Source organism: Phytobacter palmae (assembly GCF_039409775.1).
Lineage (GTDB): Bacteria > Pseudomonadota > Gammaproteobacteria > Enterobacterales > Enterobacteriaceae > Phytobacter > Phytobacter palmae.
Map to the genome: position 1 here is coordinate 148,533 of NZ_JBCIVJ010000009.1, position 16,841 is coordinate 165,373.

Sequence of the window (16,841 nt, forward strand, 5' to 3'; positions counted from 1 at the left end):
CACCGTCGTGCGGATGAGAAAGAGGAAAGGTGTGGCAATGAAAAGATAGATTCAGGCTGACGACAGAAATCAGAGCATACCCGGATAAGTCATCTGCTGAGCGCTCATATCAAGTTGCTGTTGCACCGCCTCGATATCTTTTTTCATGTCGCGGTCATCCTTGTCATCCTCGCGCATTTTGCTTTTGACCATCGACAGTAATGAGCGCAACTCACGCTCGACATCTTTTAACAGCTGCGCGTCTTTATGACGCGAATCGCGCTCCTGCAACTGTTCGCGGATACCACTATAAATCGCCTTCGTGGTGTGGCCGCTATCCTCCGTTTCGCTGCCATCGCTCGCTGATTCGTCCTCTGCCGGGGCACCGGTGGAGGATTGCGCACCGGCAGGCGTCGCGGCTTTGCTCCCGGCGTCGCTCTCTGTCAGAGACTGGATAGCGCTGTAGGCGGCCGTAGTGCTGTTACCCGTGCTGGTGCTGGTGCTGTCGCTTTGCCCGAGTTGGGATGCCGCCTGACCCATCTGGGCTGAGAGTTGCCTGAGCTGTTTAAGGACGTAAGCAGAGGCGTTGCCAAAACGCATCAGCAGGGCTTTAAGACGTTCGATTTCTCGTTTTATCGCTTCCAGTCTGGCGCGCGCGTCGGCTTTGCGAGAGGCGGCACTGAACTCATCCAGCCGACTAATGGCCTCTGCGTCGTTCTGGAGGCGGGCGTAGTACTCTTTCGCCTGCTGGCTTAATGAGACAGTACTGTCGGCGCTGTCCGTTGTCTGTGGTGCCAGCGCCGCCGCTGAATTTTGCTCGCGGTTTCGGGACGTCTTGTCCGATGTCGCGGTGGATAACGAAAAGCTGGCATTACCTGTCAGGGTTGGTCGTAGCATGCGTATCACTCCGGAGGTCCATTCATTTTATTAACGGCAGGCTGACCGGAATGCTTTAACAACATTCGCATCCTTTCCGGACATTTGTCCCGCGAAAGGATGCGAAAAGCAGAAAACATCACGGCTGTGGCGGAAACTGACCTAATTGCATAAACAAACCGAGCCAGTCTTCCATATGCCAGGTGGTCGTAATACGCTCACCGTTAAGCTGATGCATTTCATGCAGGCGAATACTCACCGCTTTACCGGTTGCGGCAATACCCATAAAGGCGCCTTTATGAGTACCGGTTATTTCGGCGCGCACGGCAATGTGCCCCGGCACCTGAATTAAATCATGAATAACGATGCGAACATCCGGGAACGCCGCGACAAACATATTAATGATTGGCTTGAGCCCTTCCGGTCCTGGCTCCTGGCCGGGCGCTAATGGGATGTCAGCCCAGTCTGCGGTAACGGCCTCATTGACTAAGTCCGGCTGTTGCAGGCTAAAAGCCTGGTAGAGCGTTTCGACGGCTTTACGTTCTGCCAAAAGGCGCTGGGCGATTTCAGGATTGTCTGACATTGTCTTACCTCGGGTCTGGATACTTTTTTGTGAATAATCTGCACTACGTAGTCAGTATCCCATCGGCAGGTGGTATAAATAAAATAGATAACAGATATAGAGGAATATTCGTTTTATGGATTTTAGAGGGCTTGATCTGAATCTGCTGGTGGCCTTTGATGCCTTGATGGAAGAACAGAATGTGACCCGTGCCGCCATTCGGGCCTCGGTGAGCCAGCCTGCGATGAGCGCGGCGCTGTCGCGCCTGCGAACACATTTTGCCGACCCGCTCTTTATTCGCAGCGCTTCGGGTCTGGTGCCGACCGCCAGGGCGAAGGAAATTGCGCTTCATGTAACGAAAGCGCTACAGGAGCTGACAAACCTGCTGGCGCCGGATGATGCCTTCGCGCCACAGGAGAAAAAAATCTCCTTTACGCTGGGGATGTCCGAGTACCCGACCATGGTGTTGCTGCCGGGCATTATGCGCGTTATCAGCCAGCACGCGCCCGGGGTAACCCTCCATGTCCACACTTTTGTCGATCGCGATGAGGCGGTGTCGATGCTGGATGCCGGTAAAGTTGATCTGGTTATCGGCATTGCGCCAACACAGTCGGAGAGCCGAATCCTGTCGCAGCCGCTTATCAGCGATGAGTTTGTTACCCTGGTGCGTGGTGACAGCGACGCGGCCCGCAACGGCATGACGCTCGAAACCTACCTCAGCATGGGACATATCCTGGTGTCGCCTGAGGGAAATCATTATGGCCTCGTGGATGAGTGGCTCAGGGCCCGAGGGTTACGCCGGGAGATTCGCCTGACGTTACCCGTGATGGTTGCCGTCTCCTCGATTGTTCAGCAGACAAATTATGTCGCGACAGTGCTCAGGCGTAGCGTGTTTGCCAGCGAGCAGAGTCAGGATGTGGTGATGCTTACGCCGCCGGTCGAACTGCCCTCTATTGAGTTCAATTTGCTCTGGCATCGCCGTTCCGACGGAGGCAGTGCGCAAAAATGGCTAAGGAAGCTGATTTGCGCCTGTGCCAGTGAGCTGATGTAACGCTGGAGGAGGTCAGCCCCAGTCCAGCCCGCGCGGTGAGCTTGAAAAACCGACTTCCCGCAGCAGGCTAAAGAGCGGCATCTGGCGCACCGGAGTGTCATTAATCTCTTCCAGGGTGAAGTGCAGACGCGGCTCCCGCCGCAGCGCAACTGCCAGCGCCCGGAAAACCTGCCCGGCGATTGCTTCGTCATCGTCCATCCAGACAATCATCTTCTTTCCGCCCTGGGCAAGGTAGAGTCGCAGTATGCCCCCGGCAATGACCAGTAACGCGCCATTGCGGCGAGTGGGAACCAGTGAGGAAGAGTGAGCAGGCCATGGCAGTTGCGTACCAAAGGGGTTCGCCGGATCGCTGGCGGAGAGGGCGACCGGGGTGAAAACGGTTTTTTCAGGTAGTACCGTCGACAGTTCACGCAGACGGTCGATGGTCAGACGTTCGGCGAATTGCGTGCCGCCCATACCTTCCACAAAACGTCCGCGCAGGATGCGTCCGGCATCCTCCATGTTGCGATAAACAGTCTGCATTGCCGGAAAGCCGCCCGGCAGGTTCTCCATCATCACCGCCCGTCGGCTGACGATCCCGTAGCGGTCGAGCATATTATCCGCCTGCGCAAGCAACCAGTGCGTGTCATTGAGCTTCTCAGCGTGCAACAGCGACCAGCGCCCGGCAAGCGTCGGTGTGCTCAATGACATATGTGTCGTCAGGGTGGCGCGAGGTGCCAGCGTCGGGTGCCCGCGTCGGCTTCGGACGCGACGTTGAGATGAGGGACGAGACGAGCTCCCGGCGCGGGATAGCGCGCGCAGAGGTGACCAGATATCTGTGGTGATATACCCCTGCCAGACCAGCCCCCACAGGGCCTCATGCAGGGCGTCCGCCGTCAGCGTCACTGTTTCGTCGCCTGCGACGTGGCGCGATTCAATAAGCGCGCTTAGCTGGTGCGCGAACCAGGCTCCGCCGTTAGCGAGTAACGCAAGGATCGCCTGCTGGAGCGGCGAAAGCGCCGCGCTGTCTGCTTGCGGCACGATAAGGGTTTCAGCGGCATACTCCTGGATATGCAGGGCGACCAGTCCGTCATCGTCGCCGAGTTTTTTCTGCCCGGACCAGATCACTTCGCCGGTGGAAAGCAGTTCATCAAGCATCTCCGGGGCGTAATCCCGCACGCGCGCGGGTAAAATCTGGCTTTCCCATAGCGTGGCCGGTAAACCCAACCCGGCCAGTTGTTCGATAACGCGCAGGACACCCTCAATACCTTCAAACACGCCGCCCGCCAGGTCGGTGTGAAATGCCGGACTGCCATCCGATCCGGCAAGCAGTCCCTGGCGCTCCAGCAGCAGGCGGGTAAAGGCCGTCGCCGGCACCGGACGTGTCGCTTCGCGGGCCGCCTGGAGCGAGCGGATACGCAGGCGGCGGAAAATCTCTTCGCCCACCCAGTCTGAGGAGGAGGGCGCATGTGGCTGCGCGACCTGTGCGGGTTGTCCGGCGCGCAGGCGCATGACTTTGCCCTGTTCGCGCAATTTTTCCAGCGCCTCCTGCGCTACCGCGACACCGAGGCCGAACGCGTGGGCTATCTGCTGGACGGTAAAGAGGGTGTGAGTCTGAACATAGCGCACAAACAGGTCAGCGAGCGGTGCCGCCACCGGATTGAGATATACAGCGCTCAGGTCCGCAGGTAAGCGCACCCCCAGAGCATCCCGCAGCCGTGCGGCATCATCCATGCAGGCGATGCGCTGGCTTTCGCCTGTCGTGAGCCAAAAGGCACGCCGTTCAGCCAGCAGTTCATCCAGCCAGGCGTTTACCGCTTCCTGACTCTCCCGGTGGCGCGCGGCGAGGTCGTCCGGGGTCATCGGTCCCAGCTCGCGCAGCAGGTCATAAAGACCTTCTTTGCCGCGGGCTTTGCGCTCGGGTGCAAGGCGCTGCAGCTCCTCCTCGATCTGGCGAATGACGCCAGGATCGAGCAATTCTCCGGGATCGGCCTGGCCCAGCAAGTTTCCCAGCAGTTCGCTATCCAGAGACAATACCGAGGCCCGGCGTTCGGCCAGCGGGGCATCGGACTCATACATAAATTCTGCCACATAGCCGAAGAGCAGGCTGGCGGCGAAAGGTGACGGGGTGGCAGTCGTGACCCCGGAAATCTGAACTTCCCCGGTATTGAGGCGGCGCATCAGCCTGTCCAGCGCGGGCAGATCGTAAACATCCTGCAGGCACTCGCGGACGGTTTCGAGCAGGATAGGGAAATCCGCATATCCGCGCGCTATCTCCAGTAACTGACCCGCCCGCAGACGCTGTTGCCAGAGGGGGGAGCGGCGGCCAGGCGTGCGCCCCGGCATCAGCAATGCGCGCGCGGCGCACTCGCGAAAACGGGCGGCAAAAAGCGCAGAGTTGCTGACCGCATCCCGGACAAGCCGGCTGAGTTTTTCAGGTTCGAAAAGAAACACGGCGGCGTCCGGAATTTTGCCCTCCGTATCCGGAAGCCTGGCGACGATGCCGTCATCACTGGCGACAATTGAGGCGTCAGCCCCCCATAACGCATGAAGACGTCCGGCGACCGCCAGCGCCCAGGGTTCATGCACCCGGCGGCCATAGGGCGAGTGCAGAATGATGCGCCAGTCGCCCATTTCATCGCGACAGCGCTCCAGCACCAGATGTCGGCTGCCCGGAATGATCCCCGTGGCATTGCGTTGCTCCTCGATGAGTCCTTTGAGGTTGGCGAGCGCGTTTGCATCGTGGCTCACCCCAGGCAAAGCCAGCGTGTCAGGTGAGGCAAGAAACGCATTGTCGGCAAGGGCATGCATAAAATCGCCAATCAGTTCGCCAAGTTCAGCCGGACGCCCGCTCCCTTCGCCGCGCCAGAACGGCAGTCTGGCGGAGCGACCTGGCGCCGGGGTGACAATCACCTGGTCGTGGGTGATTTGCTGGATACGCCAGGAGGTTGCCCCAAGCGTGATGATGTCATTGACGCGGGACTCGTAGACCATCTCTTCGTCAAGCTCGCCCACCCGCCGGGCACCGGTCTGTTCTTCCCCTTCCGGGAGCAGAACGCTGAACATGCCCCGATCAGGGATGGTGCCGCCGCTGGTCACCGCCAGCAGCTGCGCGCCGGGGCGCGCGGTGAGCTGGCCGCTCTCCCGTTGCCAGATAATCCGTGGACGGAAAACGGAAAAATCCCCTGATGGATAGCGTCCTGCCAGCATATCAAGTGTTGCGTCAAAGACCTCCCTCGGCAGCGCTTTCCACGGGGCTGCGCGCTGAACGGTGGCATACCAGTCATCCACATTCAGCGCATCCATGGAGACGGCGGCAACCGTTTGTTGGGCCAGCACATCAAGGGGATTTCGCGGTGGAGTCAGGGTCTCAAGTTTACCCGTCAGCATACAGTCGACCACTACCGTGGAATCAATCAGTTCGCGCCGGGTACGCGGATAGAACAGGGCTTTTGATATACCGCCTACCTGGTGTCCGGCGCGGCCGATACGCTGCAAGCCGCTGGCAACAGACAGAGGTGAGGCAACCTGAATCACCAGATCAACTGCCCCCATATCGATGCCCAGCTCAAGGCTTGATGTGGCGACCACGCAGCGCAACTCCCCCGATTTCAGCGCCTGTTCAGTGACTGCCCTTTGCTCTTTTGATACCGAACCATGATGGGAACGGGCGATAAACACCGTGCCGGGTTGCGTCCGGTTGGATGTCGCCCCGGATGAAGAAACATAGTGCGCAGCGTCGGTTTGCATGTCGCCAGTCTCTGTCATGCGCGCTGCATAGAGCTCATTGAGCCTGGCCGTCAATTTTTCAGCAAGACCGCGTGAGTTGGTGAACACAATGGTCGATTTATGGCTAAGTACCTGGTCAAGAATACCGGCTTCGATATGCGGCCAGATGGAGCCCTCTCTGCCAGCGTGGCTGATTTCCCCGGTACCGTCGCTGCTGGAGAGGACGTCATCAAGATTAGCAACGGGCACCACAATACGAATATCCGGGTGGCGAAGGGCCGGTGGATTGACCACGGTAACCGGGCGGCTGCCCCCCAGAAACCGGGCAACGTCGCCGGGCGAACGCACCGTCGCGGACAGCCCGATCCGCTGGGCAGGCCGGGCGAGGAGGGCATCTAACCGCTCCAGACTAAGGGCCAGATGTGCGCCACGTTTGTTGCCTGCCACCGCATGCACTTCATCTACGATAACCGTTTCGACGCCGCGCAGCGTTTCGCGCGCTCTGGAGGTAAGCATCAGGTAGAGCGACTCCGGCGTGGTAATGAGGATATCAGGAGGATTACGCACAAGCGTTGCCCGCTCCTGAGTGGATGTATCCCCGGTACGCATCGCCACGCGGATGACCACCTCCGGCGCGCCGTGTTTTTTACGCTGTTCGCTGATGCCCTGTAACGGGATCTGCAGGTTGCGCTGAATGTCGGTGCCCAGCGCTTTTATCGGCGATATATAGAGGATGCGCGTGGTTTTTTTCCGCTCGTCGCCATCCGCAGAAGGGGTATCACCTTCGCGGAAAAGCTGGTCGAGGGCATAAAGGAAGGCAGCCAGCGTTTTGCCGGAACCGGTAGGGGCGATGGCCAGCACATTCTCCCCGGCATTCGTCGCCGTCCATGTCTGCGCCTGTACCGGCGTGGGATGCCGGAAGGCACGGGCAAACCAGTCGCGGGTGGCTGGCGAAAAGATATCAGTGAGTACGGAGGGTAAAACGGTTTTCTTTGACATCTTTCCTGCTCCCTGTGATGTCTGCCGCGACCAGAATAGTAATAACGGGTAAAGGATAAGTGTAACGCAGACGCCGGGGTTTGAGCCGAAGGCTTTTTGCCATTAATAACAATGATGTGGTATGCCCCACGAAGGCGATGGTTTGCAGATAATTTCATATATCCGTACAGGAATTAAGGATATCCTTTCAGTGGCGTTTATTCGGGATGAGGGGTGAGATGAAGATCTACTGGAGTTATAAGGATATTCCTGAGCTGGCGGGGCTTCCTGCCAGCGTTGGCCATAAAAATTATAAACAAGCCCGATCGCTTGCAAACAGCCATATTGAGATGTGGCTGGGTGGCGTTCTCTATGTGGTTTTAGTCACAGGGCTTTCTGTCGCTTTTGATCGCGTTTTTCCGGGCAAAGGGGGATTCGCGCACAGTCTTGTTACCACTGCTTGTGCGCTGGTGCCTGGCATCTTTATCTGGTATCAAATCTCCATTTATGTGATGCGCAAATATTACAAACATATTCTCGCGCGCAGGTCGGCGGCGTCGGAAGACCTGGAGAAAGCAGCAGAACGGTTCATTGAGGAAGCAGATGAACGCGAGTTTCAGCGATGGCGCAAGCTGCGGCGGTATGGTTATATCGCGCTGTGTATCCTGATGCTGGCGGTTATCTGCAGTCTGGCGGCATCGGTGTAGCGATACGGAACCCGGCTGGCGGTGCAGGCGCCTGAACCGGGCGACCAGACGTTCAGGCCGCACGAAATAGTCCTCTCTCCCTGTGGAAGAGGGGCAGGGTGAGGGGAAAATGCGGCTCGGGAGGTGGGTTTCGTTCACCGTATGTTCGTGGCGAAATGGAAGCTCCGGGCACGTGAACGGGTAAAGGGGAACACCGCGTTTCCCTTTACCATCCCCGCGGCCTGCCCTTGTCATCGGGTCTGCGTCTCACCGTTTTCAGCGGGGACTCAACCCCCTCGCTGCACGCTCTGCGCCAGCGGGGGAGTGCCTTGCTGGGCGAGGTTAGTGACCAACCAGCAGAGCGGAAAGGCGCGCCTGTACATCGACACATCCTGCCAGCACCAGATTGCCCTTTAACAGACCGCCATCGTCCAGAAACGCATTACTGACACCGCCAGCCTCAACGATGAGCAACATCCCCGCCAGCGCATCCCAGCTATTCATATGCTCTTCGTAATAGGCATGCACCTGCCCGGTGGCCACGTGGGCGAGCATCAGCGCTCCGGCACCAAACCGGCGATACTCCATGCCTGCGTTGATAACCCGGGCAATCGCCCGGGTATAGTCTTCGACCGGCGCACGGCTGGAGCGACCCATACCGATGACTACTGTTTCCGGGTCCGGCTCACGCAGCATCAGACGCTTATCGTTAAGAAAGGCACCTTTGCCACGACGGGCAAAGAAAAATTCATCACGATCCGGGGCGTAAATTATCGCCAGCTCAATCGCATCCTGGCGAACATAAGCGAGCGAGATACACCAGTAATCCATCCCCTGAATATAGTTAGTGGTGCCGTCGATAGGGTCGAGCACCCAGATCCCGTGCTCGCCTGCCTGCAGGCCACTCTCTTCTCCGAGGAAACCATCCTGCGGGCAGTGGCTGTTCAGCCAGTGTTTTATCTCTTTTTCGACAAACAGATCGGCGTGAGAGACAAAATCCTGGCGGGCCTTTTTATCGACCTGTAACCCGGCATTACGTAATGTCTGCGCCTGTGCACCCAGATGGCGAATCAATGCACATAATGACTGCTGCTGTTCTTGCGTCATGGCCTGCTCTTATTGAGAAAACGGCGACGTGCGCCGATGAATTAATTGCACATCCACCCATGTCGTTCGCGAAGGCTGTAGCGGATCGTCAGCCCGTTCCAGCAGGCGGGTTAAGGCCTGGCGGGAAATCTCCGCAACATCCTGATGCAGGGTGGTCAGTTGATAACTGTATTGCGCCGTTTGTGGCGTATTGTCAAAACCAATAAGCTCAAAGTCCTCCGGCGCCTGTCTCCCGCGCTGGCGCATTCCGTCAAGAAAACCGCAGGCGAGCTGCGCATTGGCGCAGAAGATGCCCTCCAGAGCCTCATCGGCGCTGACGGCGGCCTGAAATCCCCCGTCATATCCCTCTGTGGGCGCGATGAGCGCCTGCAAATCGCGCGTGACATCCACGCCGAGTATCGAAAGCGCCTGATAAAAAGCATCACCGCGCACCCGTCCGGCCCAGGTAGAGTGGGACGTATTGAGCCAGCCGAAACGTCGACAGCCGTTGCCGACCAGTTGCCGGGCCGCGAGCGTCGCGCCGCAGACATTATCGGAACAGACATAATCGACGAACGGGATATCCGGCTGACGGTTGATACCCACTACCGGGATCTGCTGCGAAACGCACTCATTGACCAGCGATTCAGGCGGTTGGCCTGAGGTAACGATGACCCCGGAGACTCGAAACTGGGCAAAGCGGCGCAGCGTGAGAGCCAGATCCTGAGCGCTGCGAATTTCACTCACCAGGGCCTGAAAACCGCGACGCTGGATCTCACCAAGCAGCGCGTCGAGCAAACTACTGCGAAATGGGTCGCTGATGCGGGAGACCATAACCCCAATCAGATGACTGCGACGGCGATTTAGCCCCTGGGCGAGGAAATTGACCTGATAGCCAAGCTCTTCTGCCGCGCGCAGAACCCGCTCCCGGGTATCAGGAGAGATACTGCCATTATTGCTGAGCGCCCGTGAGACAACCGCCCGCGAGACGCCCGCCCGGAGGGCCACATCCTGCGCGGTCACGCTCTGTTTGCGAGGCAGTGAACTCATGCCGGGCGTTCCTCACAGGCAGGCTGTGGCCTGTCCAGTGTGACCTGGAGACCGTCATGACTGACGAACAGGCCATCCCAGGGCTGACAGGCGGCCTTGAGGTCATCAATAATCGCGTCGTAGCAATGGTAGAGACCGAAGGCCGGGATAGCCAGTCGTTGAAAAAGCGCCAGGCAGGAGGGGAAATCACCGTGAGAGGCATCCTCGCTGAGCGCAGTCAGTGAGGCGCACTCCTGAAAAGCGAGGTCCGCCCCGGCCATTAACGCGACGGACTGCGCTGTTGGGCGACCATCGCCGCTGTAAAACAAGGTGCGCCCGCCAATGGTGATGCGAATGGCGCGATTGGTCAGTTCATGCTGAGTTTCGGCTGTCTGGATCTGCCAGTCGTGCCAGTGCCATGCGTCTGTGATGTCGCGCCAGTCGAGATCAAAACTCAGGGTAGTCTGTGGCCAGTTGGCCAGGGCCGCCAGCTGCATCAATACCGGACGCTGCTGCGGCTGACTGTAGATAATCAGCGGTTTCTGGCGCGAGAAGCTTTTCCAGTAGTTCAGCAGGGCCGTCAGCCCGACACAATGGTCCGGGTGGACGTGGGTGAAATAGATAACATCGATATCGTTGATATCCCCGCCACGCTGCCACAGTGCCCGGGGGATCGTGGGGCCACAGTCAATCAACCATTGCCGGTTCGCATCATCAATAATCCGCAGCGCAGAGGTATTTTGTTCGCGGGAGAAGGCGCTACCACAGCCAGGAACATCTATTTTCATTTTCCCTCACCATAAATTTTTGACGCACAACCAGGACATCAGGGGTAATTGTTGCCATCAGTTTGCCCTCAGACCAGCGCAAAAAACCGGAGCGTACACAGGCTACATGACGGTGTTGAGCACTGTTCTGAGCCAGACTGACAAATAAAATGACCTGATGAGTAGAGTCTTAATTAAATTGTCACAAATACCCGACAAAGTAGGCTCACATAATGTCGAGTCAACATTGCATTTTTTTTACATTCAAATGAACACGTGTTCATTGAGGTAAAAAAGTAAGCAGTAATTTTTTTGGGTAGCAAATATGAGTTATTTACAGGTGGCCGGGCTTAAAATTAGCTATGGCGAAAAGGTTGTGCTGCATAATATTGATTTGCAGGTGGCAAAAGGGGAGATGATTGCCCTTTTGGGACCGTCAGGTTGTGGGAAAACAACGCTGTTAAATGCGTTATGTGGTTTTATTCCGGTGCAGACCGGGGTGATTAGCGTTGCCAGTCGCGATATTACCCACAGTGCCCCTGAGCAGCGCAATATCACTATGGTGTTTCAGAGCTATGCGCTATGGCCGCATCTGACGGTGGCACGCAACATTGGCTATGGATTAAAGCTGCGTAAATGGCGTCGTGATGATATCGACCGGCGCGTTACGGAGTTGCTGAACATCGTCAATCTCACTGGTCTTGCGGACGTGAAGGTGACGGAACTTTCCGGCGGTCAGCGCCAGCGCGTTGCCCTGGCACGCGCCCTGGCAATCGAACCTGACGTGCTGGTGCTCGATGAACCCCTGTCGAACCTGGACGCCAGAGTGCGTCTCAACGTGCGCCACGAAATTAAAGCACTGCAAAAACGCCTTGGCTTTACCTCATTAATTGTTACTCATGATCAGCAGGAAGCGCTGGTTATGGCGGATCGTATTGCGGTGTTAAATAATGGCCGCATTGAGCAGACAGGCACGCCGGAAGATATTTACCAGCGTCCGGCAACGCCATTTGTCGCAGATTTTATGGGGGCGGACAATAAAATTCCTGCTAATGATCTCTTCGCCGCGCAGGGTATTTCCCTGCGTACACAAGGGAGATATTCCGCTGCCGATTTCCGCGATCGCACCCTTTATTTTCGCAGTGCCGATGCCGCGCTCAGTACATTAAATACAAGCACGCCAGAAGAGGGGCTGACGCTCAATGGCGTCGTTGAGCAAAGTGCATTTCTTGGCAATTTATATCGCCACAGCGTGCGCTGTCATGATCGGTTATTACTGGCAGATTCAACACAGTGCTGGCCCGCGCAATCAACCGTCCGGCTCCACGTCCCGGCGCCCGCGTTACATATTTTTCCATCATCACAAGCAAGTTGACATCATCGTGTTCACTTTGGGGATAGACCATGTTTATTAAAACGAAAGCTGCGGTAGTGACTGCATTATTTCTGAGCTACGGCGCCCAGGCCGACACCATCCTGAACGTTGCCACAGCAGGCGATCAGAATATGGTGGATTACGTAAAAACCTGGCTGGGGCCGAAGTTTGAAGCGGCGCATCCGGGGGTAAAAGTGCAGGTGGTGGGTACCGGTCCGGGGGATGCCGGTTCGAATAAAATCATCGAGAAACTCACCGCGCAAAAAGAGAGCGATGCGAAGACCTGGGATATTGATGTGGCAGTTGTTCACCAGAAAGCCGGTGGCGAACTGGTGGAAAAAGGGTTGCTTGCGAAATACCGCCAGCAGATCAGCACCGGCAGCATGGTGAGCGCGGATAACGCGAAAAATGCCCTTGGCGTCAATGTCGACGGTTATGTGATGCCAATGTTTTTAAGCCAGACCGCTATCGCCTGGAACAGCGAGGCGATCAAAAACCCGCCAGCTTCCTACGATGAGCTGGTGAGCTGGACGCAGAAAAATCCGCAGGCATTTGGCTATAACGGTATCAAGAACGGAATGTCCGGCGTGAGCTTCGTGGTGGGGTGGATGTATGCCTACGGTACGGATGCGCAGCGTCTGTCCGCACTGCCTTACGACAAAGGGGTGGAGAAAAACTGGAGCCAGGCGTACGAGAAGTTAAAAGCATTTAATAAGAACGTCACCTTTACCCCAGGCAATGCCGGGACGCTCGATATGCTCAGCCGCGGCGAGATAACCATGGGGCCAGTGTGGGTGGATATGTTCTACAGCTGGAAAGATCAGGGCAAATTGCCGCCGTCGATCAAACTGGCGCTGCTGTCACCGGGTATGCCGGGACAACCAATGTACTACGTAACCCCGGCGAAGGCGGCAAACCCGCAGCTGGCACGTGAGTTTATCGAGCTTGCGACCAGCCCGGACGTGCAGGCGCAGGGCATTGTGAAACAGTTTAACTGGTATCCGGGTATTGATGCCGAACATGTGAAGCCGAAGCTGGACCCGGCCACCTGGCAGAAGTTGTTCGCGGAAATCTCGCCGAAGGCTCTGGCGGATTACGGCAAAAGCTTCCCGATAACCCCTTATTTTGACGACATAAAAGAAGGCTATGAAAGCCAGGTCGCCAATTAATTTTTTCAGGCTGCAGGTGCGATGGCTACGCTCGTTCGCCGCCTTCCTGCTGGGGTATACCGCTAATGTTCAGGCGCGGCAAGAGGCCGCCCTGAGCTTTATTTTGTCGCTAACACCAGGTTTGCTATGCGCCGTTCGCTGAAATATCTCTTACTGGTCGCGCCTGCCGCGCTGATGATTGCCGTACTCTTTTTATACCCGCTGGGGTTCTCGCTGATTGCTGCGTTTACCGACGACGCGCGTCACTTTACTCTGGCCCATTTCACTAAAGTCTATGCGCTTTATTCCAGCGATATCGCCTTTACGCTGGTGATTGTCCTTACCTCAGTAGCGCTGCTGGCAGTGATTTCCATCACCCTCTCGGCGGTGATCGCGCTGTCACCCTGTCGGCCCATTGTGCGCATGCTGGGTTTTTTGTACCGCCTGCCGCTGTTTATCCCCTTTATTGTGGCTGCGCAGATGATGCGCACTTTCCTGGCTAAAAACGGCCTGATGAACAATGCGCTGGTGGCAACCGATCTGTTTACGCCGCTGGAGACGGTCTCCTGGCTGGGCTGGAAAGGGATCATCATTACCTTTGTCTGGAAACAGCTGGCGTTCGCCACGCTGCTTATCTGCGGCGCGATGGCGGCGCTGGAGCAGTCGCAGATCCTGGCCGCGCGAAATCTCGGAGCCTCGCGTCCACGCATTCTGTTCGACATTATCCTGCCGCAGGTGCTGCCGGCAATTGGCGTGGCGCTGGTGCTTTCGACCGTGACCATGATGTCGGTGCTGTCTGTACCGCTGATGATCGGTGTGGGTACGCCAACAATGATGACTGTGGATATGGCGTTCCGCGTTAATTCCTACGGCGATTATGCCGTGGCCAATGCGCTGGGCGTAGTGTCACTGCTGATTTGCGGTGCGCTGTCGTGGTTCTACCTGCGCCACAGTCTGCAACAGAAGGGGGGCGAATGATGAAAGAGGCAACGATGATATTACCGAATACATGGCTGGCGAAAGGGCGCAGAAAATTGAGCGCCAGCCTGCCCCTGCAGACGCTGCTGTTGCTTTTTATGCTGCTGGCGATGTTTGGCCCGTTGCTGAACTTGCTTATCTGGACGGTGGCGGAGAGCTGGTTTTTCCCCCATGCGCTGCCCGGTCAGTGGGGGCTCAAATACTGGTATCAGGTGTTTAGCCCCTACAGCGATGTTTCCGGCTCGCTGCTCACCAGCGTGTTTATCGCCGTGTTGTCGGTGGCTGTGTGCCTGCTGATTTCGGTCCCGGCGGGTTATGCGCTCTCAAGACGAGGGATGCCGTTGCGGGTGTTTTTTATGCTGCTGTTTTTGATTCCGCAGGCATTTCCGAACCTGACGGTGTATATGAATATTGCCCGCCTGTTCTATCAGTGGGGGCTTAATGGCACGGTTGTCGGCGTGGTGCTGGTGCACAGCGTCCATGGTCTGATGTACTCAGTATGGATCTGCGTGGCGGCGTTTTCCGCCGTGGACCCCTTGCTGGCGAGGGCTTCGCGTAATCTCGGCGCCGGGCCTGTCTATACCTTCTGGCATATTGTGCTGCCGCAGGCCTCGCCGGGCATTATTGCCGCCAGTATTTTTGTCTTCCTGGAATCGCTGGATGAGTTTACCGGCACCTTTTTCGTCGGCGCGCCGGATATCACCACGCTGCCGCTACTGCTGTATAACGCCAGTATGTCGGGCAATTATCAGGTGTCGTCTATTACCGCCCTGATTTTACTGGTGCCGTCGCTGCTGTTTATGCTGATTATTCATAAGTTTATGCGCCCGGAGATGCTGTCGAAACTGGGGAAATGACGCAGGAGCATTAACGTGATGCAACGGCCTCTGCTCTTGTGAATTCCTCATTTAAATCACTACAATGCAAAACCATTATCGATGACATGTTGAGAATCTATGGAGCGCATCAGTGACATCTCGCTTTTCCTGCGGGTGGTGGACTTAGGCTCAATCAGCGCCGCCGCGCGCAGTGAAAATTTGTCTCTGGCGGTGGCCAGCAAGCGAATACAACGGCTGGAGGAGAGCCTGCGCGCGCGGCTTCTTAATCGCACAACCCGGCGTCTTTATCCCACCCCGGAAGGGGAATTACTGGCTTCGCAGGGTCGGCCCTTGATTGAGGCGCTAAATGCCCTTGGCGAGTGTCTGCATACCAGCCGTTCCGAAGTAACCGGGACTATCAGAGTCACAATGTCAGCGTCCTTTGGGCGCTTATATATTTCGCCGCTCCTGGCGGAGTTTCAGTCGTTACATCCGGACGTTAATTTCGTGGCGCACCTCAGTGATGAAGTCGTTGATCTGGTGAAAGGGGGGTACGACCTTGCTATCCGCATCGGCAACCTGAAAGATTCCAGTCTGGTGGCGCGACGGATCGCGCCAAACCGACGCGTGTTGGTGGCCTCACCCTCGTATCTGGCGCGTCGTGGCGTGCCGCAGCATCCGGCTGATCTGGCTACGCATGATGGATTACTCATGACGGATGCCGATGGCAAGCGGGATATCTGGAAACTGATAACAGCTGAGCAGGGGATTTTTCGGGTAAAAATAAACAGTAAGATCGAGAGTAATTTCGGTGAACTGTTACGCGACGCAGCGGTATATGGCCGGGGTATCTCCCTCCAGTCTGTCTGGCATGTTGCCGATGATCTCAACGCCGGTCGCTTGCAGGTTATCCTGCCTGATTATCCGGTACAGGAGAGTTTTATTCACGCGGTAACGCCAACACGGCTGATGCAGACGCCGCGCATTAAGGCCTTTATCGATTTTCTCCAGCAAAAGTTTGCCGAACCGGCGCCCTGGGAGCGACAGAGCGGGTAGCAGACCGGGAATGGCTCCTTCGACCAGGGCGGGCATGCAGAATAGTGCATTCTGTTGTCGCCCACCTGGTCGTTCTCGTTTTCAGCGTACATGACATTTTCCACCGCACAGTGAGAAGGTGAGTTTTACCGCACATACCTGGCAGAAAATAATTTCGCGCTCATACAGGCTATAACGGCATGGGTCTTATCAGCGATTGCGCAATTTACTCTGCTAAAATTTTTGTGATGTGTGTCGGTAATGCGGGAAATTATTTTATCGCGATAAAGCCATTGCGAATGCTACGTGGCCATATCTGTATTTTAGTAAGACGCCAGTAAACAAAGCCTGCTGTTTCTGGTGCTGAAACGTGTAATTCATCAGAGCCGGAATCAATAATCTCCCTGCGTTATTTGAACGCTATTTCTGTGCACTACACCTGGTAAAATAATCATCACGCCGGGCAATGCTGGCCGCTTGCATCTCCCGTCCCGCCTGGGCTCTACGGCTGCCAGCGTAATTACTACTCAGGTGTAATGACATTTTTTTATTTTCTTATGGCAAAATTAAAATAGTGAGTCTAACGTTTCTAAGCGTTTTTCTATATTTTATTGGCTTGCATAGTTCGTGTCTTAATAAATAAAAATAGGAGGAAAGTATGAAGTTTTTTTATTTAGTAATGCGTTTGTATGTCTGGTTTGTTTATTAATTTTTCGTCATATTGCGGCAATAAATTAATGAAATGCTCACTTCCGATATAAAGGT

13 protein-coding genes are annotated in these 16,841 nt (G+C 56.3%); 7 read left to right on the forward strand and 6 right to left on the reverse strand.

Translation table 11 applies throughout. The features are described 5' to 3' along the window. Positions 1 to 69: 69 nt before the first annotated feature. Together AAIG39_RS13125 and AAIG39_RS13130 are read right to left on the reverse strand one after the other, a co-directional pair. Positions 70 to 876 (reverse strand): hypothetical protein, encoded by an 807-nt coding sequence (locus AAIG39_RS13125; RefSeq protein WP_343194053.1) that lies wholly within the window; start codon positions 874 to 876, stop codon positions 70 to 72. 118 nt (positions 877 to 994) lie between these two features. Next, positions 995 to 1,438: an ester cyclase gene (locus AAIG39_RS13130; RefSeq protein ID WP_343194054.1), complete on the reverse strand. Its 444-nt coding sequence runs from the start codon at positions 1,436 to 1,438 to the stop codon at positions 995 to 997. A gap of 115 nt (positions 1,439 to 1,553) precedes the next feature. On the opposite strand from AAIG39_RS13130, the gene AAIG39_RS13135 reads away from it, so the two are divergent. After that, complete coding sequence (locus AAIG39_RS13135; protein WP_090084854.1) at positions 1,554 to 2,468, forward strand: LysR family transcriptional regulator; 915 nt, start codon at positions 1,554 to 1,556, stop codon at positions 2,466 to 2,468. Between the two features lie 12 nt (positions 2,469 to 2,480). On the opposite strand, the gene AAIG39_RS13140 is transcribed toward AAIG39_RS13135, so the two are convergent. Beyond that, positions 2,481 to 7,175, reverse strand: a complete 4,695-nt coding sequence (locus AAIG39_RS13140; protein ID WP_343194055.1) for an ATP-dependent helicase — start codon at positions 7,173 to 7,175, stop codon at positions 2,481 to 2,483. Positions 7,176 to 7,393: 218 nt separating this feature from the next. Here AAIG39_RS13140 and AAIG39_RS13145 point away from each other — a divergent pair, with 218 nt between their 5' ends. Continuing rightward, a complete protein-coding gene (locus AAIG39_RS13145) occupies positions 7,394 to 7,861 on the forward strand; it encodes a hypothetical protein (protein WP_343194056.1) in 468 nt (155 codons plus the stop codon). 321 nt (positions 7,862 to 8,182) lie between these two features. Here AAIG39_RS13145 and AAIG39_RS13150 read toward each other — a convergent pair whose 3' ends face one another. Genes AAIG39_RS13150 through AAIG39_RS13160 form a run of 3 tightly spaced genes read right to left on the reverse strand, consistent with a single transcriptional unit; the run spans position 8,183 to position 10,743 of the window. Beyond that, positions 8,183 to 8,947, reverse strand: coding sequence for an inositol monophosphatase family protein (locus AAIG39_RS13150; protein WP_343194057.1), 765 nt, complete (start codon positions 8,945 to 8,947; stop codon positions 8,183 to 8,185). Positions 8,948 to 8,956: 9 nt separating this feature from the next. Continuing rightward, positions 8,957 to 9,976 (reverse strand): LacI family DNA-binding transcriptional regulator, encoded by a 1,020-nt coding sequence (locus AAIG39_RS13155; protein WP_090084848.1) that lies wholly within the window; start codon positions 9,974 to 9,976, stop codon positions 8,957 to 8,959. After that, positions 9,973 to 10,743, reverse strand: a complete 771-nt coding sequence (locus AAIG39_RS13160; protein WP_343194058.1) for an MBL fold metallo-hydrolase — start codon at positions 10,741 to 10,743, stop codon at positions 9,973 to 9,975. The genes AAIG39_RS13155 and AAIG39_RS13160 overlap by 4 nt, the downstream gene beginning before the upstream one ends. Before the next feature lie 304 nt (positions 10,744 to 11,047). Between AAIG39_RS13160 and AAIG39_RS13165 the strand changes: the two genes are divergently transcribed. From AAIG39_RS13165 to AAIG39_RS13185, 5 genes are all read left to right on the forward strand, one after another. Then, complete coding sequence (locus AAIG39_RS13165; protein ID WP_343194059.1) at positions 11,048 to 12,097, forward strand: ABC transporter ATP-binding protein; 1,050 nt, start codon at positions 11,048 to 11,050, stop codon at positions 12,095 to 12,097. A 29-nt stretch (positions 12,098 to 12,126) separates the two neighbouring features. Beyond that, on the forward strand, positions 12,127 to 13,266 hold the full coding sequence (locus AAIG39_RS13170) for an ABC transporter substrate-binding protein (protein WP_343194060.1): 1,140 nt from the start codon (positions 12,127 to 12,129) through the stop codon (positions 13,264 to 13,266). Between the two features lie 126 nt (positions 13,267 to 13,392). After that, positions 13,393 to 14,223, forward strand: coding sequence for an ABC transporter permease (locus AAIG39_RS13175; RefSeq protein WP_343194061.1), 831 nt, complete (start codon positions 13,393 to 13,395; stop codon positions 14,221 to 14,223). Next, positions 14,223 to 15,080 (forward strand): ABC transporter permease, encoded by an 858-nt coding sequence (locus tag AAIG39_RS13180; protein ID WP_343194083.1) that lies wholly within the window; start codon positions 14,223 to 14,225, stop codon positions 15,078 to 15,080. The genes AAIG39_RS13175 and AAIG39_RS13180 overlap by 1 nt, the downstream gene beginning before the upstream one ends. Before the next feature lie 99 nt (positions 15,081 to 15,179). Further along, positions 15,180 to 16,097, forward strand: a complete 918-nt coding sequence (locus tag AAIG39_RS13185) for a LysR family transcriptional regulator (protein ID WP_343194062.1) — start codon at positions 15,180 to 15,182, stop codon at positions 16,095 to 16,097. The last annotated feature ends 744 nt before the right edge of the window (positions 16,098 to 16,841 follow it).